We start from the raw sequence: 18,038 nt of genomic DNA on the forward strand, positions 1-18,038 counted from the left end.
CGTCGGGTCAGGAGCCTTCGCGGCCGAGCGCTTCGCGGATCTGCTCGACATAGGCCTGGCCGTCGACACCGATTTCCTCGGCGCGGTCGTACCAGCCTTCGAAGGCCGCGGCCGAGTATTGCTCGGAGCTGACTTCTTCCTGAAGCTCTTTCGGGGCGACCCAGAGTTCGGAGCCGAGTTCGGCGAATTTCTCTTTGGCCGTGTCGATGTAGGTCTGGTAGGTGCCGAAGGCTTCTTCCTCGAGCTCGGCCATCGCCTGGCTGATCTGGCCGCGCACGTCTTCGGGCAGTTCGGCCCAGGTGTCGGCGTTCACGAGGATGACCCAGCCGGTGATCGGCGAGATTGCCCAGTCCTGCACGTGGGGTGCGACGCGGGGCAGTTCCATCGCGGCGCCGACGCACATGGAGGTGAAGACGCCGTCGATGACGCCGCGCTCGAGTGCCGGGGTGACTTCGGAGGTGGGCATCGGGATCGGCTTGGCGCCGAGCGAGCTCATCAGGGCGGCGCTTTGCGGGTTGTGGATCCGGATGCGCTTGCCTTCGAAATCGGCGACCTCGTGGATCGGTTCCTTGGAGAAGAGGGCGGTCGGGCACCAGGCGCCGTCGGCCAGCATCTCGGCGTTCCAGTTCTCTTTCCAGATGTTCTTGACGTCTTCGCGCCAGAACGCCTCGCGCACCTCGACATAGTCGTCGATGCCGTTGATGAGGCCGGGCAGGTTGAAGATGCCCATGCGCGGATCTTCGGCGGAGATGTAGGTGTGCAGAGCGGCGGACATCGGCACGCGGCCGTCGCGGACGGCGCCGGCGACTTGATTCGAGGCGACGAGAGAGTCGCTCACGGTGATTTGAACGCGGCCGTCGGTGGCTTCGTCGATTCGCTCTGGAATGCCCTGGGTGAGTGCGGTGTAGACGTCACCGGGCGACACGATGACAGCCATCGTGAAGTCGAATTCTGGTTCCTGTGCAACGGCTTGGCCAGCCGTGAGGGACAGGCCCAGGGCCGCTGCGCCCATCACGCCGCGCGCCGTGGATTTAAGTGAAATGGTCATTGAGTTCCTCCCAAAAAGTGGAATTTCGCCGCGATCGAAAGGATCCGGAATCGTGCGATCGTGGTAGGAGCATACGATAATACAAAATGTTGCTTGTCAACCTTCGCCCTGATACGGTTCAAGCCAAGGGAGCGGCGTGGGAGCGCGTCGACGGCTACGGAGGATGAGGAATCTCATGAGCAACGACACTACGCTGAGCGTCCCGCAGGGGGGCTCCGACGGTAACCTGTTCATTGCGTCGGTTCGGGGTCTGACACAGCTTGCAGGTCTTCTGGCGGCGATGACGCTTCTGTTCATGACGCTGATCGTTTTTTACGAGGTCGTCATGCGGTCGGTGTTCAACGCGCCGACCAGCTGGGTCGCCGAGATCAGCGTGTATTCCTTTGTTGCCATGGTGTTTTTCGGGATGGGCGTGGCCCAGACGAAGGGCGCGCATATCCGGGTGGAAGTGCTGCTCGATTCCGTCAAGGACGAGACCCGCACGCTGCTGATGCTGCTGGGGGACTGGCTGCTGCTGGTGCTGGTGGCGCTGAGCGGCTGGGAGATGTTCTGTTTCACGGTGTCGGAATTCATCAACGGCACGCGCGACTGGGGGCTTCTGGCGACGCCGCAGTGGATTCCCGAAACGCCTGTCGTGATCGGTTATGCGCTGTTCTTCTTCTCGATTCTACAGACGGCGTTCGATGAGCGCGCCCCGAAGACCGAGGCGCGGATCTGGGCGGCGCCGGCGATCGTGCTGGCGGCGATCGGGGCGCTTGCGCTGATCGGGCGGCGGGACTGGTTCCCGTTCGACTGGCTGCCGGTGGATATGGCGACGCTGGTCATCACGGCCGCGATCCTGCTGATTGCCGCCCTGTGGAGCGGGGCGCGGATTGCCGGCATCCTTCTCGGGCTGCTGGTGGTGATGGCGGTGCTCTTTTCCTATGCGCAGGACGCCTCGCTTGTGTTCACCGGCGTGCTGATGACGGTCTCGCTGCTTGGCCTTCTGCTGCTTGGGGTTCCGGTCGGTGGCACGCTTGGGATGGTCGGGCTGATGGGGCTGGCCTTCACGCTGAACAACCCGCAGCTGCCGATCCTGGCGGACCGGTCCTGGACGAGCATCAACTCGTTCACGCTGACCGCCGTGCCGGCCTTCGTGCTGATGGGCACGCTGCTGGTGCATAGCGGGGTCACGGTGCGGCTGTTCGACATGCTGGTCTGCTGGTTCGGGCGGGCGCGCGGCGGGCTGGGCCATGCCGCGATCGGGTCGTCGGCGATCTTCGCGGCGGTGTCGGGGTCGAGCCTGGCGACGGCGGCGACGCTGGGCCGGGTGGCCGCGCCGGAGCTCAATTCACGCGGTTACAGCCGGCGCCTGACCTATGGTGTGGTCGCGGCCGGCTCGACGCTGGGTATCCTTGTGCCGCCGAGCATCGCGATGATCATCTACGGCAACACGGTCGGCGCGCCGATCACCGTGCTGTTCGTTGCGGGCGTTGTGCCCGGTCTGGTGCTGGCCTGTCTTTTCGCGCTGACCATCTTGATCTGGTCCTACCTGTCGAAAGAGGCGGTGCCGGAGGGCGAGCGGTATTCCATGGGCGAGAAGTTCCGGTCGACGCTGGGCGTTCTGCCGTTCCTCGTGCTGATCGCGGCGGTGCTGGGGTCGCTCTATTTCGGGATCGCCACGCCCACGGAAGCCGGGGCTGTCGGGGCGGTCGCCGCCTTTGCGATCTGTGTTGCGGCCGGGCGGGCCGCGCCGATGGATATCTATCACGCGCTGACCGACACGGTGAAAGTGACCGCCTTCATCATGCTGATCGTGGTGGGCGCGTCGATCTTTTCCTGGGTGTTCGATTTCCTGCGGCTGCCGCGCGAGCTGGTCAGCACGGTGACGGAGGCCGAGTTGCAGCCGTGGCTGGTGATGCTGCTGCTGGCGGTGTTCTACCTGCTGATGGGCACGCTGATCGAGTCGATCTCGATGATGCTGATGACGCTGTCGGTGACCTTCCCGATCGTCGTGGCGCTGGGCTTCGACCCGATCTGGTTCGGCGTGGTGCTGGTGCTGCTGGTCGAGATCGGCCTGATCACACCACCGGTCGGCATCGTGCTGTTTATCCTGCGAGGGCTGGGAGACGTGTCGCTCAGGGATATTACGCTGGGCGTCATTCCCTTCATCCTGGTGATGCTGTCGATGCTGGTGCTGCTCTACTTCTTCCCTGACATCGTGCTCTGGCTGCCAGAGCAGATGGAAGGCTGACATTAAAATAACCACTACCAAGGAGTTATCGGAATGAGCCTCAAGCTTGGCTTTGTCGGAATCGGTCGTATGGGCAAACCCATGGCCGGACATCTACTGGACGCGGGCTATGACCTGACCGTGTTCGACCCGAACAAATCGGCCGTCGAGGCGCTGGTCGCCAAGGGGGCCAAGGCCGCGGAAAGCCCCAAGGCCGTGGGCGACGAAGCGGAACTGATCCTGATGTCGCTGCCGACGCCGGATGTCGTGACCGAGGCCGCGACCGGGGCCGAGGGGATTTCGAAAGGGTCGAAGGCGCGGGCGGTGATCGACCTGTCGACGACCGGCCCGACCGCGGCAAGGGCGCTGGCAGAGGGGCTGAAGGCCGACGGGCTTGGCTGTGTCGACTCGCCGGTGAGCGGCGGTGTGGCCGGGGCCGAGAAGGGCAGCCTGACGCTGATGACGGCCTGTACCGACGAGCTTTTCGCCGAGGTCGAGCCGATCCTGAAGCTCTTTGGCAAGGTGACCCATGTGGGGCAGGAAGCCGGGCAGGCGCAGCTGATCAAGGTGATCAACAACCTGATGTCGGTGACGGCGCTGGCGATTGCGTCGGAAGGTATCGTGCTGGCCGAAAAGGCGGGCGTTTCGGGTGAGACGCTGATGAACGTGGTCAACCAGGGCAGCGGGCGGTCGAATGCCAGCGAAGACAAGATCCCGAAATACGTGCTGAGCCGGAAATTCGATTTCGGCTTTGCGCTGGGGCTGTCGGCGAAGGACGTTCGGCTGTGCATCGCGGAAAGCGAGGCGCTTGGCGTGCCGATGATCGTGGGCAGCGCGGCGAAGATGCTGATGGGCATCGCGCATACGCAGCAGGGGCCCGACGCGGACCTGACCGAGCTGATCAAGTCGGTCGAGCGGCTGGCCAACGTGGAGCAGGCCTCTTGACCGAGGTCACCCGGGCGCTTGCAGAGTTTGCCGCGACGGCCGAGGTGCCCGAGCCTGTTCGGGAGGAAGCCAAGCGCTCGATCCTGAACGGGCTGGCCACCGGGATTGCCGGTGCGGAGGATGACGCGGTGCGCATCGCGCAGGCGACGCTCGACCGGCTGGAGCCGGGCCAGGGCGTGGGCCTGATTGCGCGCGACCAGGAGGCGGGGCCGCTGACGGCGGCCTTCCTGAACGCGATGGCGATCAACGTGCATGATTTCGATGACACGCATCCCGGCACGATTCTGCATTCGACGGCGCCGGTGCTGCCGGTGCTGCTGTCGCTGGCGGCGCAGCAGACGGTGAGCGGGCGGGCGTTTCTGGAGGCCTATGCGGTGGGCGTCGAGGTGGAATGCCGGGTCGCCAACGCGGTGTCGCCGGGGCATTACCGGCGGGGCTGGCATATCACCGGCACCTGCGGGGTGTTCGGGGCGGCGGCCGCGGCGGGGCGTATCCTCGGGCTGACGGCCGGGCAGATGGTGGATGCGTTCGGGTCGGCCTCGGCGCAATCGTCGGGGCTGGTGGAAACGCTGGGCTACATGGCGAAAAGCGTGGGTGTCGGCGGGGCCGCGCGCGGCGGGCTGCTGGCGGCCTGGCTGGCGAAGGACGGGCTTTCGGGCCCGGCGGCGCCGCTGGAAGGGCCGCGGGGGTTTCTGCGGGTGACGTCTGATGCGCCGGATTTCGAGCAGGCGATGCCGCTCATTGGTGGCAAGTGGGAACTGATGCGGATCACCTATAAGCCTTACCCCTGTGGCGTGGTGCTGAACCCGGTGATCGAGGCGGCGCTGACGCTGGGCGGGGGCAAGAGCCACGCGCCGGGCGAGATTGCGTCGGTGACGGTGACGGGGCACCCGCTGCTGGCCGAGCGGGCCGACCGGCCCTCGCCGGAAAGCGGGCGGACGGCGCAGGTGAGTGCGCAGCATGCGGTTGCGGCCTGTTTTGGCCGGGCGGCGGCCGGGTTGCCGGAGTTTTCCGACGCGGCCGTGGCGGATGCGGCGCTGACAGAGCTGCGGGCGAAGGTCGTGGTGGTGCAGGACGAGAGCTATCCGGTGGGCGCGGCCCGCGTGGACGTGGCGCTGGCGGATGGCGGGACGCGCACGGAGACGGTGGACGTGGCCGAGGGCGACCTCGGGCGGCCGCTGTCGACGGAGCGGTTGCAGCAGAAGCTGGCGGACCTTGTGGCGCTGGGCGGGTCGGGGTGCGACCCGGTGGCGATTGCCGAGGCGGTGCTGGGGCTTGACCGGGCCGACGATGCCGCGCCGATCTTGCGGCTCGTCCGCCCGGGCTGAGCGTGTTCAGGTGGCGGGCGCGCGATCGCCCGCCGTCACACCGCCGTCGATGGTGAAGGCCTGTCCGTTGACCATCGCGGATTCCTCGGCGCAGAGATAGACGGCCATCTGGGCCACCTCGTCGGCGGTGATCATCCGGCCGGTGGGCTGGTATTTCGAGAGCGCCTCGAACCGTTCTTCGACCTCGTCGGGGTAGTATTCCGTGAGGTAGGAGCGGATGAAGGGTGTCTCGACCCGGGCCGCGCAGATGCAGTTGGCGCGGATGCCTTTTGCCACGTAATCGACGGCGACCGAGCGGGTCATCATCACGATGGCCGCCTTGGAGGCGCCGTAGGCGAAGCGTTCGTACATGGCGTGCACCCCGGCGAGCGAGGCCATGTTGAGGATGGTGCCGCCGCCGCGGGCGATCATGCCGGGCATGAATCCCTGCATCATCATCATCGTGCCGCGCATGTTCACCCGGTAGACGAGATCGAGATCCTCGGGCGAGGCGTCGAGCAGGGCGCCGATGCGGATGGCGGCGGCGTTGTTGACGAGCACGTTGATGGGGAGGTTTTCGGCCTCGAGGCTGTCGTTGAGCGCCGCGATGGCGGTGGGGTCGGTGATGTCGAGCGCGCGCAGGTGGAGGGTGTCGGTCTTCGCGTCCGCGAACTTGGTTTCGAGGGCGGCGAGGTCGAGATCGGTGGCGATGACCTGCGCGCCCTGCGAGAGGAAGAGCTTGGTCAGGGCCGATCCGATACCGCCGGCGGCGCCGGTCACGAGGCATGTCTTGCCGTTCAGTCGCATGGAATGGTCTCCTTTCACGCCACGGACCAGCCGCCGTCGATCGGCAGGTCGGCCCCGTTGATGTCTGCGGCCGCATCGCTGCACAGGAAGGTGGCGGCGGCGCCGACGGCCGCGAGGTCGACGAAGCGGCCGTTGGGGTTGCGGGTGGCGAGGTAGGTCTGCTTCGCCTCGTCCAGAGTGATGCCGGCGTCGCGCGCCTGTCCGGCGATGCGGTCCTCGATCGGTTCGGAGAGGACGGTGCCGGGGGAGATGGCGTTGCAGGTGATGCCGGTCTGGGCCAGTTCCAGCGCGAGGGCGCGGGTCATGCCGATAAGTCCGGCCTTGGTGGTGACGTAGTCGATGCGGTTGGCGGCGCCCTTGGTGCCGTAGATCGACGCGACGTTGAGAATGCGGCCCCAGCCCTGTTGTTTCATCGCCGGCACGCAGAGGCGGGCGAAGTTGAAGGCGGCGGTCAGGTTGACCGCGAGGGAGGCATCCCATTCGTCGGGGTCGCAGTCTTCGACCGGCTTGAAGTGGCGCAGGACGGCGTTGTTGACCACGATGTCGACGGGGGCGCGGGCGGAGGCGCGGTCGACAAGGGTTTCGGTTTCCGAGCGGGAGCGCAGGTCGGCGGGGTCGTAGGTGACGGTGCTGCCTGTCTCTTCTGCCAGCGAGGTGGCGACGGCGTCGCCGTCTTCCTGGCTGAGGATGCCGGTCAGTGTGACGGCGGCGCCGGATGCCGCGAGAGCGCGTGCGATGGCGAGGCCGAGGCCGCTGGTGGCGCCGGTGACGAGGGCGTGGTGTTGGGTCATGCCGGCCCTCCGGAAACGGGGTGGGGGCGGGGCGCCACGTCGAGCCGGACGGCGATGCCGTCGAGCGCGTCGGTGACGGGCGGGTAGAGGCTCATGACGAGGGGGTCGTGGCCGGGGATGACGTGATCGGCGCTGTCGGCGAGGTCGAGGGCGGACTTGTAGCCCTTCAGCAGTTCGTCGACGCGGTAGACGAAGGGGAAGGGGCGCGCCTTGAGGAAGTTCTCGTAAAGGTGCGAGGCGTCGGAGGCGATGACGACCCAGCCCCGTTTTGTCCAGACCCGGGCCATTTGCAGCCCGGCGGAATGGCCGCCGACATGGTGCAGCGAGAGGCCCGGCACGATTTCGCGGTACCCGTCGTGGAAGACCGCGCGGTCGGCGTAGACCAGCCGGACCATTCCCACCACGTCTTCGACATCGAACGGGTGGCGCAGGAAGCTGTCGCACATGCAGCGGCCGGTGGCGAAGGCCATCTCGCTGTCTTGCAGGTGGAAGCGGGCCTTGGGGAAATCGTCGAGCCCGCCGGCGTGGTCGAAATGCAGGTGGCTGAGGATGACCTCGTCGACCTGGGCCGCGTCGATGCCGAGCTCGGCCAGGCCCTGGGCGGGCGTGCGCAGCAAGGTGCGGCCGCGTTCCTTGGAGGCGCGGGCGTTGAAGCCGGTGTCGATCACGAAGCAGCGGTCGGAGCGCTTGGCGACCCAGACGAAGTAATCGAGGGGCGAGCTGGCCTCGTGCAGGTCGTCGCCGCCGATGAAATTGTCGGCCCCCGTGCGGCCCTCGTGGCGGCCGTACTTGATTGCGAAAAGTTCAAATGGTTCCAAGGCTCGCTCCCTTCCTCCGTCTTGCGGGCGGATGCTATCGCAGAGCGGAAAGATGAGCAATGATGATAAGACCGTAATACAATCGTTGACGCCATCGGGCAATGCGATGTAATTTCGTCATACAGCCCGACAAAATGGAAGGAGAGCATATGACCATGCGGCCAGAGTTTGAGACCGAGCAGTTCCAGAAGGGGCTGGAAGTGCGAAAAGAGGTGGTTGGCGAGGAGTATGTCGAACGCTCTTTGAATGCGGCGACCGATTTTACCGCCCCGCTGCAGAAGCTGGTGACGGAATATTGCTGGGGGGATGTGTGGACGCGGCCCGGCCTCGACCGGCGGGCGCGCTCGATTCTGAATCTCGGGATGCTGATGGCGCTGAACCGGAAGGATGAGCTGAAGCTGCACGTGCGCGGGGCGCTGAACAACGGGATGACCCGCGAGGAAGTGGGCGAGGCGGTGCTTCAGGCCGGGATCTATTGCGGTGTGCCGGCGGCGCTGGATTCGATGCGCGTGGTGGTCGAGACGTTCAAGTCTATCGACGAAGAGAGTTCCGAGGGCTGAACGCCCCGCTGTCAAGGAGGATGACGATGAAGATAGGTTTCGTGGGGCTTGGTGCGATGGGGCTTCCCATGGCGATGAACCTGGTCAAGGGAGGGCATGACGTCACCGGGTTCGACCTGTCGGCGGATGCGCTGGCGGAGCTTGAAAAGGCGGGCGGCACGGCCGGGGCATCGGGCGCGGCGGCAGCCGAGGGCGCCGACCTGGTGGTGACGATGCTGCCGAAGGCGGAGCATGTCGAGGCGGCGATCTTTGGCGAGACCGGCATTCTCGAGGGTGCGGGCGCCGAGACGGTGCTGGTCAACATGTCGACCATCCTGCCCGAGGAGACCGATGCGATCAGTGCCCGGCTTGCGGGGCGCATGGCGATGGTCGATGCGCCGGTGGGCCGGTCGGCGCTGGAAGCCAAGCGCGGGGCGCTGCTGATCCTGGCGAGCGGGTCGGAGGCCGACAAGGAAAAGGCGCGGCCGGCGTTCGAATGCATGGGCAACGAGACGATCGACTGCGGCGCGATCGGCAATGGCTCGCGGGTGAAGATCATCAACAACTTCATGGGCGTGTCGCTCAATGCGCTGACGGCGGAGGCGCTGACGCTGGCCGAGGCATCGGGGCTGGATATCCGGCTGGCGCTGGACGTGATGCGGGGCACCATCGCCGGGATCGGGCATATGAAGGTGACCTATCCGAACAAGGTTCTGAAGGGCGATCTGCTGGCCGGTTTCCCGTCGGACCTGGCGCACAAGGACCTTGGGCTGGCGATCCGGCTGGCGGAGAGCACCAACGTGCCGACCTATATGGGGGCGGCGGCGTTGCAGACCTATTCGATCGTCCGGGCCGAGGGCCGGGGGCGGCAGGATTACACCGCCGTCTACCCGACGTTGCGCGGTCTGGCGGGGCTGCCCGAGGCGATCCCCTATGACGCGAGCGGCGACGAAGAGTACGACCCGTTCAAGAAGGACTGAACGCTCGGCAGGAGTGTTGAGACGGCGCCGTCAGGTACTGGCGGCGCCGTTTTGCGTGTGGGGCGATCTGGTGGCGGTGATAGTGGGGATGCGGGGTACGGATTTAGCGGAAGCCCGATGCGAGAAGAGCGGTTTCCGGTTCTTGCTCTCCCGCCGTGAGTTCTGAATTGTCGAACACTACCACTAGTGGTACGCACGGGTCATGTCGGCAAGAGACCACTACATGGAGAAGGTCGAGCAGGCCAGGCACGGGGCCGTGCCGGGCGGCGCGACGCCTGTGGCGTTCTGGACGCATCACCCCGTGGCGGATCAGCGGGCCGAGACGCTTGCCGACGCGACCTGTGCCTTCCAGGACCGGTTCGGGTGTGACCTTGTCAAGATCACCCCGGCGTCGAGTTTCCAGCTGCGCGACCTGGGCCAGACCGACAGTTGGAACAACGACCCCATCGGGCGGCGGGATTTCGGGCCGCCTATTTTGCGGCAGGCAGAGGATTTTGACCGCCTTGCCGAGAGCATGGCACGCGAGACGCACCTGTCGGAGCATCTGCAGGCGGCACGGATGATCCGGGCGCGGGTGCCGGGGCATATTCCGGTCCTGCAAACGGTGTTCGACCCGCTGTTCCAGCTTCGCGTGCTGGCGGGCGACCATTGGCCGGCGCATTGCCGCGAGTGCCCTGAAAAGATCGCCCCCGCGCTGGAGGCGCTGACGGCGCGGACACGGCGCACGATCGAGCGGTTCATGGAAGCCGGGGTCGACGGGATCTTCCTGGCCGTTCAGCATGCCGGACAGGAGACGGACCGGGAGGCGAGCTTTTTCGAGATCGGTTTGCCGGAGACCCTGTCCTGCCTGTCGACGACCGGCCGGGACAGTCTGAATTTCGTGCATCTGCACGGCAACGGGATACCCGCCGACCTGCTGGATGCCTATCCGGAGACGACCGTTCACTTTTCCTTCGACGCCAACCCGGCGCTGGACGAGGGGCGGCGGGCGCGGGCCGATGCGTTGCTGGCCGGGGGCATGAGCCCGTCGCGGCTGGCGGTGATGGAGGGCGACGAGGTGGCCCGCGAGACAAGGCGCTTGATCGGGCGCATGGAGGGCCGGAACTTCACGCTGGGCGCCGGGTGCGCCTTGGTGCAGGCGACGCCGGAGCGCAATGTCATGGCCGCGATCTCGGCCGCGCGGGGATATGTGCAATGAACGTGCGCGAGGTTCTCGTTCCGCCGCTGTCGATGGCGGATCTGGAGCATCCCTTGCCGAGCCGGTTCGCGCAGGTGGCCGGGGCCTGTGCCGACCGGCCAGCGATCATCGACGACAGCCGCACCGTGACCTATGCCGAGCTTCAGGACCTGGCCGGCCGCTACGGGGCTTTCATCTCGCGGCATGTGGCGCCGGGAGAGCCGGTGGCGCTGTGCATGCGGACGAACCGGCACGTGGTGGCGGCGATGCTGGGGGCCCTGATGGCGGGGCGGCCTTACGTGCCGCTCGATCCGGCCTATCCGGCGGATCACTTGGCGCGCGTGGTGCGGCACAGCGGCGCCGGGCTTGTCATCGGTCACGTGGCCGAGGATTTGGCGGCGCTGGCCGGGGTCGAGGGGTCGGCGGTGGAGAGCGTGACGTCGATGGATGTGCTGGAGGCGTCCGGCGCGGGCCGGTTCGAGGCCCGCCCGGAGGCTGCCGCCTACGTGATCTATACCTCCGGCTCGACCGGGGCGCCGAAGGGGGTCTGGCAGGATCAGCGGGGGCTGCTGCACGATATCCTGCAGTATTCGCAGGTGGTGCAGCCCGGCCATGCGGACCGCCACAGCCTTTTGTATTCGCCCTGCGTGAACGGGGCCCTGCGTGACATCTACGGCTCTGTGCTGAACGGGGCGACGCTTTGCATGTCGGACCTGCGGCGCGAGGGGCTGAGGGCCGTTCTGCGGAGCCTGACCGATCGGCGGGTGACCCTTCTGCACGCGATGCCGCCGGTGCTGCGCAGCCTGGCCCGCGTGGCCGATGGGCCGATCTGCCCGGAGGCGCGGGTTTTCTACACGGCCGGCGACCGTTTTCTGACGCAGGATCTTCTGGCGGCGCGCGCGAGCCTGCCGGAGGCGTGCGAGATCTATACCGGCATCGGCTCGACCGAATGCGCGACGCTTTACCGGCACTGGATCGTGCCACGGAATTTCGTGCCGGAGGGGGAACTGGTGCCCGTCGGTTTTCCGGTCGAGGATCGGGAGATGCGGCTGGTCGACGAGGCCGGGCAGGGGATGGCGGACGGTGAGATCGGGCAGATCCGCGTTTGCAGCCCGTATATCGCGCGGGGGTACTGGAAGGACGAGGCGCTGACGCGGGAGACGTTCCGGCCCGATCCGGGACGGCCGGGATGGCGGTGTTTCCAGCCCGGCGATCTTGGCCGTGAGCGCCCGGACGGATTGCTGGAGTTTCTCGGGCGAGCCGACCGGCAGATCAAGATCCGGGGGTACCGGATCGAGCCGGCGGAGACCGAGGCGGCCCTGCGCCGGATCGGTGGCGTGGCGGAGGCGGCGATCGTTCCCGAGGAGCGGCTGGGCAAGACCAGCCTGATCGGTTTTGTCGAGCCCGTGGAGGGCGCCGCGCTGGACGGGGCGGCGTTGCGGGATGCGCTGGCGCAGGCGCTTCCGCCGCAGTTGCTGCCGAGCCGGGTCATCGTGCTGAACGCGTTGCCGCGGCTTGGCAATCTCAAGCTCGACGTCAAGGCGATGCGGACGATGCTGACCGACGAGGGGCGTGCGCCGGCGGGGGCGGCTGAGCTGCCCGACGGGTACATGGCCCTTTGGGAGAAGGTGTTCAAACGGCCGGTCGATGCCGATATGGCGCTTGAGGCGCTGTCGGCGGATTCGCTCGAGCTGCTGGAGCTCGAGCTGTTGCTGGAACGGGATCTGAAGGTGTCGGTGAGGGATGCCATCGGGCCGGAGGCGACCCCGCGCACCGTTTGGGCGCAGGCCGTTCCGGCGCCGGAGCGGCGCCTGACCCGATACGGGGCGATCGATGACAGGCTGAATGCGCTGGCGTCGCTGATGGCACGGTCGAACGGCATCGCGCTGGACCCGGACGGGCTGGTGCGGCTTCACAATCACGGTGGCAGCCGCATGCCGCTGATGTGGTGTTTCAACCAGGTGAGGGAGGCCAATGCGCTGGCCGCGGCGCTTGGGCCGGACCAGCCGTTGATCGCCATGCGGTCGCTGGCCGGGCTTTACACCGGCGACCGGCCGCCGCCGCACGAGGAGCGGCAGGTGGCCGAGCATTATGTCGGGATCGTCCTGGGGCGTGATCTGCCGCAGCGGGTGGTGGTGGGCGGCAATTGCCAGGCCGCGCCGCTTGCGTTCTACATGGCCAATGCGCTGGCACTGTCGGGGCATGGGGCGGCGTCGCTCGTGCTGCTCGAGAAGCTGCTGCCGGTGCCCTATGCCGGGCGCGCGCTGATCCTGTTCGGGCGCGACAGCCGGCTGCACAACCCGTCTTTCCAGTTCGCCGAGCCCACCGCTGCGTGGGACCGGTACCTGAGCCGCGGGCAGACCGCCCTGGTCGACGGGTCGCACGGGAAGTTCTTCGACCGGCCGAATGTCGTCTCGCTTGCCGGGGCGTTGCGGGCCGAGATCGACCGGGCCGGCGAGGTTGGCTGGCTGCCGGAAAGCGCGCGTCGGGTCGTTCTGAAGGTTGCGGGGGCGCCGGACGGGCGGACGGTCGTGCATGTCGGTAACCCGAACGAGGTCGATCTTGTCGAGGGCGCTCGGAGCCGGATCGGGATTGCGATACATGCGCTGGGCCCGGAGGAGGCCGATGCCCGGCCGGCCCGCGTGCCGGACCTTACCGTGCCCCTGCCACGGCGTGTCGCGGCCGGGGAGAGCGCCGATTTCGAGGTGGCTTTGCCGCCGGACAGGCATGGGACGGGCCGCTATGTCGTCAGCCTTTGCGAGGAAGGCGTGGGCTGGTTCGCGTTGCTTGAGGGGTCGGCGCCGATCTTGGGGTGACCCGGTAGCGGGGCCGGCGCGACCGGTTGCCGCGTGGCGCCGGACGCAGCAAGACGCTTTAAGTGTTCGTCGAAAAATAATAGAATACTTAAATATACGCAATTGGGACGGTTTGCTGATGACACAAGCGCGCAGGCGGGGCCGGTCTAGGAAGGACTCGGCGGATCTGAGGGCGGCCATACTCGGGGCCGCGACGGAGGAGTTTTCGGCAAAGGGGTTCGACGGGGCGCGCGTGGGGGCGATCGCGGAGTCCGCGGGCGTCAACATCAACCTCGTCTACCACTATTTCGGCAACAAGGAGAGCCTGTTCATTTCGGTGATGGAGGCGACCTATCGGACCATCCGGACCCACCATAACGACATGAACCTTCGGGCGCTCGACCCGGAAAGGGCGATGTCGGACCTGGTGCGGTCGACCTTCGACCTGTTTAGCCAGAACCACCATATAATAGGGCTTCTGAACTCGGAAAACATGCACGAGGCCCGGCATATCGCGCAGTCTGACGAGATCAGGAACCTGTATAATCCTCTGCTGGAATTCATCAGCGACACGCTGGAGCGCGGCGTGGAAAAGGGGGTGTTCCGGAGCGGTGTCGACCCGATCGAGCTGTTCATCACGATCAACTCGGTCAGTTACTTTCACCTGTCGAACCAGCACACGCTGGGCTTCATTCTGCACCGCGATCTGTGCAGCCCCGAAAGCCTTGACGCGCGCAAGGCGCATGCGGTGGACGTGGTGCTTTCGTTTCTCAAGAACACCGGGTGATTTAAGCGTGAGCTTAAAAAAGTTTGACAGGAATCGCGACCCTCATTAAGCATTTACTTAATTAAGGAGGAGGGAAGCATGTCATCTGGCTATGGGTTCGGCGATCTGCCGGAGAGCATCGAAGACGAGGAGGCGCTGGAGGAGTTGCTGTCTCGTCCGCCGCAATGGCTTTGCGACAAGCTCGGCTCGCTGGAGGGCGACATCGCCGTTCTGGGCGTGGGCGGCAAGGTCGGGCCGACGCTGGCGCGCATGGCGAAGCGGGCCGTGCCGGACAAGAAGGTCTTCGGGGTGGCCCGGTTCTCGGACCATGAGGTGCGTGACCGGCTGGACAGCTGGGGCGTCGAAACCGTGGCCTGTGACCTGCTTGACCGCGCGGCGGTGGCCGAGCTGCCGAAGGCCGCGAACGTCATCTACATGGCGGGCAAGAAGTTCGGGACGGATGACGACCCGTCTTTCGCGTGGGCGATGAACACGCATGTTCCGGCGACGGTTGCCGAGGCGTTTCGCGAAAGCCGGATCGTCGCCTTCTCGACGCTGTGCGTCTATCCGTTCGCCCCGGTGGCGGAGGGCGGTTTCAGCGAAGAGGTCGAGCCGGGGCCGACGGGCGATTACGCGACGAGCTGTGTCGGGCGGGAGCGGATGTTCAGCTATTTCTCGCGCAAGTACGACACGCCCGGGCGGCTGGCGCGGCTGAACTATGCCATCGACATGCGCTATGGCGTTCTGCACGACATTGCGGGCTGGGTGCGCGACGGCAAGCCGATCCCGATCGGGACCGGTTATGCGTCGGTCATCTGGCAGGGCGATGCGATTGCCCAGATCCTTGGCGCGCTGGCCCATACCACGGTGCCCACGAGCCCGCTGAATGTCGGCGGGCCGGAGCATATGAGCGTCGTCATGGCGGCGCGCGCGTTCGGGGAGCGGTTCGGCAAGGAGCCGGTCTTCGAGGGCGAGGTGCAACCGGATGGCTGGTACAACAACACGCTCGCGGCGCAGCGCCTGTTCGGCTATCCGTCGGTTCCGCTTGCGGTGATGATCGACTGGGTCGCCGACTGGATGCTTCGGGATATGCCGAGCCACGACAAACCCACCCATTACGAGGAGCGCCGGGGGGCTTTCTGAGCGGTCCGGTGGAGGAAACGGCGCGTTCGCCCGGGGCGCGCCAGGATAAGACATAATCCCGGGCATTTCGATCTAGGGAGGACGAACAATGAAACCGCAATCGCGACTGGGAATAACCCTGTCGATCGTGTCGGCCGGCATTCTGAGTGCCGGTGCCGCCGCAGCGCAGGACAAGGTCAGCTTCATTCTCAATTGGGTGACGGCCGGCGAGCATGCCGCCGTCTATTATGCCGATCATGCCGGCTGGTTCGAGGAGGCCGGTCTGGATGTGAGCATCGAGCAGGGCAAGGGTTCTGCCGTGGCCGCGCAGCGCGTGGGTGTCGGCGCGGCGGAGATGGGCATCGCCGATCTTGGCACGTCGATGGTGGCGCGGGGCGCCGGGGCGGATATCGTTGCCGTCATGAACATCTATGCCAACTCGCCCTACCAGATGTACTGGCTGGCGGAGTCGGGCATGGAGGATCTGGACGATTTCCCGGGCCACAAGTTCGGCAACCCGCCGGGCGATGCCGCGCGTGCGATGTGGCCGGCGCTGGCCGGGGCGAACGACATGTCGCCGGATGACATCACCTGGGTCAATATCGCGCCCAACGCGAAGGTCAGCGCGCTGGCCTCGGGGGCGATCGACGGGACGACCTTCTTTGCCAACTATCACCACGTGATGGCCAATGCCTTTGGTGACGACCTGCGCTGGTTCGCGTGGTCGGAGAAGGGCGTGAACCCCTATGGCAACTCGATCATCGCGAATGGCGAGTTCCTCGAGGAAAACCGCGATGTGGTCGGGCGCATGGTGGAAGTCCTTCAGCGCTCGCACCGGTATTGTGTCGAGAATGGCGAGGAATGCGTGGGGGTGCTTTCGGACTATGCCAGCGGCATCACCGTCGAGAACGAACAGGCCAACTGGGACGTGACGACCCGGCTGATGTCGGACGAGTTCTCGACCACGAAGGGCCTTGGCTATTTCGATCCCGGCCGGATCGCTTCGGATTACGAGCTGGTCAGCAAGTATTTCGACATCGCGAGCCCGTTCGATCCGGAGACGATCTATACCAACGAGTTCATCGACCCCGAGATCACCATGATCGAAATCGGGAATTAACGCACCTGACCGGCCAGCGGGCCAGGTTCTGACGGCCCGCACCCGACCGAAAGATGAGCGTGATGAAGTCTATTCTCGAATCCGCAGCCGCGAGGCTGGGCCGTGGTCCCGTGGGGCCCATCCTGGTGCATCTCGTCGTGATTGCGATCTGGCAGATCGCCGCCGATTTCGGCGGTCTGCCCCGATATTTCCTGCCTTCGCCCACCGAAACGCTGGCCACGCTGTTCGAGCCGCGCAACCGGTGGGCGGAGAATACCCTGGTCACCACGATCGAGATCTTCGGCGGTTTCCTGATCGCCGTGGTCGTGGGCGTGGCGATCGCGCTGTTCTTCAGCTGGAGCCGGCTGTTGCTTGCGCTGTTCATGCCGCTGCTGGTGTCGCTGAACATGATCCCGAAGGTCGCGCTGGGCCCGCTGATCATCGTCTGGTTCGGTTATGGCATCGGCACGAACATGGCGATTGCCTTTGCGATCTGCTTCTTTCCCATCGTCATCACCACGGCGCGGGGCCTGAGCGAGATCGAGCCGGAGATGCTGTACCTGGCGCGGACCGTGAATGCCTCGAAATGGCAGATCTTCCGGAAAATCCAGTTTCCCGGTGCGTTGCCCTATATCTTTTCCGGCATGAAGGTGTCGGCCGTTCTGGCGGTGGCCGGGGCGATCGTGGGCGAGTTCATCGGGTCGGAGAAGGGGCTCGGCTACCTGATGCTTCAGGTGCAGATCAATCTCGACACCGCGACGATGTTCATGTCGGTTCTGATGATCACGCTGATCGGGGTCGTGCTTTACGGTGCGGTCGCCTTTCTCGAGTGGCTTCTCGTCAAACGCGGAGGCAATGCGTGATGCAAAAACCGTTCATTCATATCTCGGGCCTGAGCAAGGTTTACAACAAAGGGAAGGCCAACGAGTACCCGGCGCTTTCCGATGTCAGCCTTGACGTGAAGGAGGGGGATCTTGTCTCGATCGTCGGCCCGTCGGGCTGTGGGAAATCCACCCTGATCATGATCATCGCCGGTCTGCTGGAGGCCACGGAGGGCACGCTGGAAATCGGCGGCGGCGACGGGGGGTTCGACGTCAACCGGCATGTCGGCATCGTCTTCCAGCAATCGCTGCTGCTGAAGTGGCGCACCGTGCTCGACAACGTGCTGCTGCCGGCCGAGTTCCTGGGCCTGCCCATGCGAGAGGCGCGGGACAGGGCGCGCGACCTGCTGGCGCTGGTCGGATTGCAGGGGCAGGAGGACAAGTACCCAAAGCAGCTTTCGGGCGGTCAGCAACAGCGCGTCTCGATCGCGCGGTCGCTGGTGCATGACCCGAAGCTGGTTCTGATGGACGAGCCGTTCGGCGCGCTGGATGCGCTGACGCGGGAGCACATGAACCTCGAACTGCTGCGCATCTGGGAGCAGAGCGGCAAGACGATCCTGTTCGTAACGCACGGGATCAGCGAGGCGGTGTTCCTTGGCTCGAAGATCGCGGTGATGACCTCGGGCCCGGCGCGGCTGGCCAAGGAAATCGACGTGCAGCTGCCCTATCCCCGCCGGCTCGACATGAAGACACACGAGGATTTCGGCGCCTATGCGCGCGAGGTCTACGGCTTGCTTGGCATGGAGTGAAG

Annotated in this window: 16 protein-coding genes; 12 read left to right on the top strand and 4 right to left on the bottom strand. The window is 65.9% G+C overall.

Features of this window, described 5'->3' with window-relative positions:
• Window positions 1–7 precede the first annotated feature (7 nt).
• Window positions 8–1,048 carry a TRAP transporter substrate-binding protein DctP gene (dctP, locus tag RIdsm_RS06380; RefSeq protein WP_057814612.1) on the bottom strand — a complete coding sequence of 347 codons (1,041 nt, stop codon included), beginning with the start codon at window positions 1,046–1,048 and terminating at the stop codon, window positions 8–10.
• A gap of 175 nt (window positions 1,049–1,223) precedes the next feature.
• Here dctP and RIdsm_RS06385 point away from each other — a divergent pair, with 175 nt between their 5' ends.
• The 3 genes from RIdsm_RS06385 to RIdsm_RS06395 are packed head-to-tail and all read left to right on the top strand — an operon-like array spanning window position 1,224 to window position 5,533.
• Window positions 1,224–3,281, top strand: coding sequence for a TRAP transporter large permease (locus tag RIdsm_RS06385; RefSeq protein ID WP_057814613.1), 2,058 nt, complete (start codon window positions 1,224–1,226; stop codon window positions 3,279–3,281).
• 33 nt (window positions 3,282–3,314) lie between these two features.
• Window positions 3,315–4,205 (top strand): NAD(P)-dependent oxidoreductase, encoded by an 891-nt coding sequence (locus RIdsm_RS06390; protein ID WP_057814615.1) that lies wholly within the window; start codon window positions 3,315–3,317, stop codon window positions 4,203–4,205.
• A complete protein-coding gene (locus tag RIdsm_RS06395) occupies window positions 4,202–5,533 on the top strand; it encodes an MmgE/PrpD family protein (protein WP_057814617.1) in 1,332 nt (443 codons plus the stop codon). Before RIdsm_RS06390 ends, RIdsm_RS06395 begins: the two co-directional genes overlap by 4 nt.
• Window positions 5,534–5,539: 6 nt before the next feature.
• Here RIdsm_RS06395 and RIdsm_RS06400 read toward each other — a convergent pair whose 3' ends face one another.
• The 3 genes from RIdsm_RS06400 to RIdsm_RS06410 are packed head-to-tail and all read right to left on the bottom strand — an operon-like array spanning window position 5,540 to window position 7,928.
• Complete coding sequence (locus tag RIdsm_RS06400; protein WP_057814619.1) at window positions 5,540–6,319, bottom strand: SDR family NAD(P)-dependent oxidoreductase; 780 nt, start codon at window positions 6,317–6,319, stop codon at window positions 5,540–5,542.
• Between the two features lie 14 nt (window positions 6,320–6,333).
• Window positions 6,334–7,110, bottom strand: coding sequence for an SDR family NAD(P)-dependent oxidoreductase (locus tag RIdsm_RS06405; RefSeq protein ID WP_057814621.1), 777 nt, complete (start codon window positions 7,108–7,110; stop codon window positions 6,334–6,336).
• Window positions 7,107–7,928, bottom strand: a complete 822-nt coding sequence (locus RIdsm_RS06410; protein WP_057814623.1) for an N-acyl homoserine lactonase family protein — start codon at window positions 7,926–7,928, stop codon at window positions 7,107–7,109. The genes RIdsm_RS06405 and RIdsm_RS06410 overlap by 4 nt, the downstream gene beginning before the upstream one ends.
• Before the next feature lie 149 nt (window positions 7,929–8,077).
• On the opposite strand from RIdsm_RS06410, the gene RIdsm_RS06415 reads away from it, so the two are divergent.
• From RIdsm_RS06415 to RIdsm_RS06455, 9 genes are all read left to right on the top strand, one after another.
• Window positions 8,078–8,488 carry a carboxymuconolactone decarboxylase family protein gene (locus RIdsm_RS06415; RefSeq protein ID WP_057814625.1) on the top strand — a complete coding sequence of 137 codons (411 nt, stop codon included), beginning with the start codon at window positions 8,078–8,080 and terminating at the stop codon, window positions 8,486–8,488.
• Between the two features lie 26 nt (window positions 8,489–8,514).
• On the top strand, window positions 8,515–9,447 hold the full coding sequence (gene yihU, locus RIdsm_RS06420; RefSeq protein ID WP_064261390.1) for a sulfolactaldehyde 3-reductase: 933 nt from the start codon (window positions 8,515–8,517) through the stop codon (window positions 9,445–9,447).
• A 202-nt stretch (window positions 9,448–9,649) separates the two neighbouring features.
• Window positions 9,650–10,645 carry a uroporphyrinogen decarboxylase family protein gene (locus RIdsm_RS06425; protein WP_082647313.1) on the top strand — a complete coding sequence of 332 codons (996 nt, stop codon included), beginning with the start codon at window positions 9,650–9,652 and terminating at the stop codon, window positions 10,643–10,645.
• Window positions 10,642–13,440 (top strand): AMP-binding protein, encoded by a 2,799-nt coding sequence (locus RIdsm_RS06430; RefSeq protein WP_057814629.1) that lies wholly within the window; start codon window positions 10,642–10,644, stop codon window positions 13,438–13,440. The genes RIdsm_RS06425 and RIdsm_RS06430 overlap by 4 nt, the downstream gene beginning before the upstream one ends.
• A 118-nt stretch (window positions 13,441–13,558) precedes the next feature.
• Window positions 13,559–14,206 (top strand): TetR/AcrR family transcriptional regulator, encoded by a 648-nt coding sequence (locus tag RIdsm_RS30045; RefSeq protein WP_057814631.1) that lies wholly within the window; start codon window positions 13,559–13,561, stop codon window positions 14,204–14,206.
• A 78-nt stretch (window positions 14,207–14,284) separates the two neighbouring features.
• The gene (locus RIdsm_RS06440) at window positions 14,285–15,328 is read left to right on the top strand and encodes an NAD-dependent epimerase/dehydratase family protein (RefSeq protein WP_057814633.1); all 1,044 of its coding nucleotides are present in this window, start codon (window positions 14,285–14,287) and stop codon (window positions 15,326–15,328) included.
• An 88-nt stretch (window positions 15,329–15,416) separates the two neighbouring features.
• Window positions 15,417–16,427, top strand: a complete 1,011-nt coding sequence (locus RIdsm_RS06445) for an ABC transporter substrate-binding protein (RefSeq protein WP_057814635.1) — start codon at window positions 15,417–15,419, stop codon at window positions 16,425–16,427.
• 62 nt (window positions 16,428–16,489) lie between these two features.
• Window positions 16,490–17,269, top strand: coding sequence for an ABC transporter permease (locus RIdsm_RS06450; RefSeq protein ID WP_057814637.1), 780 nt, complete (start codon window positions 16,490–16,492; stop codon window positions 17,267–17,269).
• The gene (locus tag RIdsm_RS06455; protein ID WP_057814639.1) at window positions 17,269–18,036 is read left to right on the top strand and encodes an ABC transporter ATP-binding protein; all 768 of its coding nucleotides are present in this window, start codon (window positions 17,269–17,271) and stop codon (window positions 18,034–18,036) included. Before RIdsm_RS06450 ends, RIdsm_RS06455 begins: the two co-directional genes overlap by 1 nt.
• The last annotated feature ends 2 nt before the right edge of the window (window positions 18,037–18,038 follow it).

It is taken from the genome of Roseovarius indicus (assembly GCF_008728195.1).
Classification (GTDB): Bacteria; Pseudomonadota; Alphaproteobacteria; order Rhodobacterales; family Rhodobacteraceae; genus Roseovarius; species Roseovarius indicus.

What these genes read in the sequence shown, in the direction of transcription:
- RIdsm_RS06415 (WP_057814625.1), top strand. Translation starts at nt 8,078, where the DNA reads ATGACCATGCGGCCAGAGTTTGAGACCGAGCAGTTCCAGAAGGGGCTG.
- RIdsm_RS06405 (WP_057814621.1), bottom strand. Translation starts at nt 7,110, where the DNA reads ATGACCCAACACCACGCCCTCGTCACCGGCGCCACCAGCGGCCTCGGC.
- RIdsm_RS06450 (WP_057814637.1), top strand. Translation starts at nt 16,490, where the DNA reads ATGAAGTCTATTCTCGAATCCGCAGCCGCGAGGCTGGGCCGTGGTCCC.
- dctP (WP_057814612.1), bottom strand. Translation starts at nt 1,048, where the DNA reads ATGACCATTTCACTTAAATCCACGGCGCGCGGCGTGATGGGCGCAGCG.
- RIdsm_RS06390 (WP_057814615.1), top strand. Translation starts at nt 3,315, where the DNA reads ATGAGCCTCAAGCTTGGCTTTGTCGGAATCGGTCGTATGGGCAAACCC.
- RIdsm_RS06425 (WP_082647313.1), top strand. Translation starts at nt 9,650, where the DNA reads ATGTCGGCAAGAGACCACTACATGGAGAAGGTCGAGCAGGCCAGGCAC.
- RIdsm_RS30045 (WP_057814631.1), top strand. Translation starts at nt 13,559, where the DNA reads ATGACACAAGCGCGCAGGCGGGGCCGGTCTAGGAAGGACTCGGCGGAT.
- RIdsm_RS06445 (WP_057814635.1), top strand. Translation starts at nt 15,417, where the DNA reads ATGAAACCGCAATCGCGACTGGGAATAACCCTGTCGATCGTGTCGGCC.
- RIdsm_RS06430 (WP_057814629.1), top strand. Translation starts at nt 10,642, where the DNA reads ATGAACGTGCGCGAGGTTCTCGTTCCGCCGCTGTCGATGGCGGATCTG.
- RIdsm_RS06400 (WP_057814619.1), bottom strand. Translation starts at nt 6,319, where the DNA reads ATGCGACTGAACGGCAAGACATGCCTCGTGACCGGCGCCGCCGGCGGT.
- RIdsm_RS06455 (WP_057814639.1), top strand. Translation starts at nt 17,269, where the DNA reads ATGCAAAAACCGTTCATTCATATCTCGGGCCTGAGCAAGGTTTACAAC.
- yihU (WP_064261390.1), top strand. Translation starts at nt 8,515, where the DNA reads ATGAAGATAGGTTTCGTGGGGCTTGGTGCGATGGGGCTTCCCATGGCG.
- RIdsm_RS06385 (WP_057814613.1), top strand. Translation starts at nt 1,224, where the DNA reads ATGAGCAACGACACTACGCTGAGCGTCCCGCAGGGGGGCTCCGACGGT.
- RIdsm_RS06440 (WP_057814633.1), top strand. Translation starts at nt 14,285, where the DNA reads ATGTCATCTGGCTATGGGTTCGGCGATCTGCCGGAGAGCATCGAAGAC.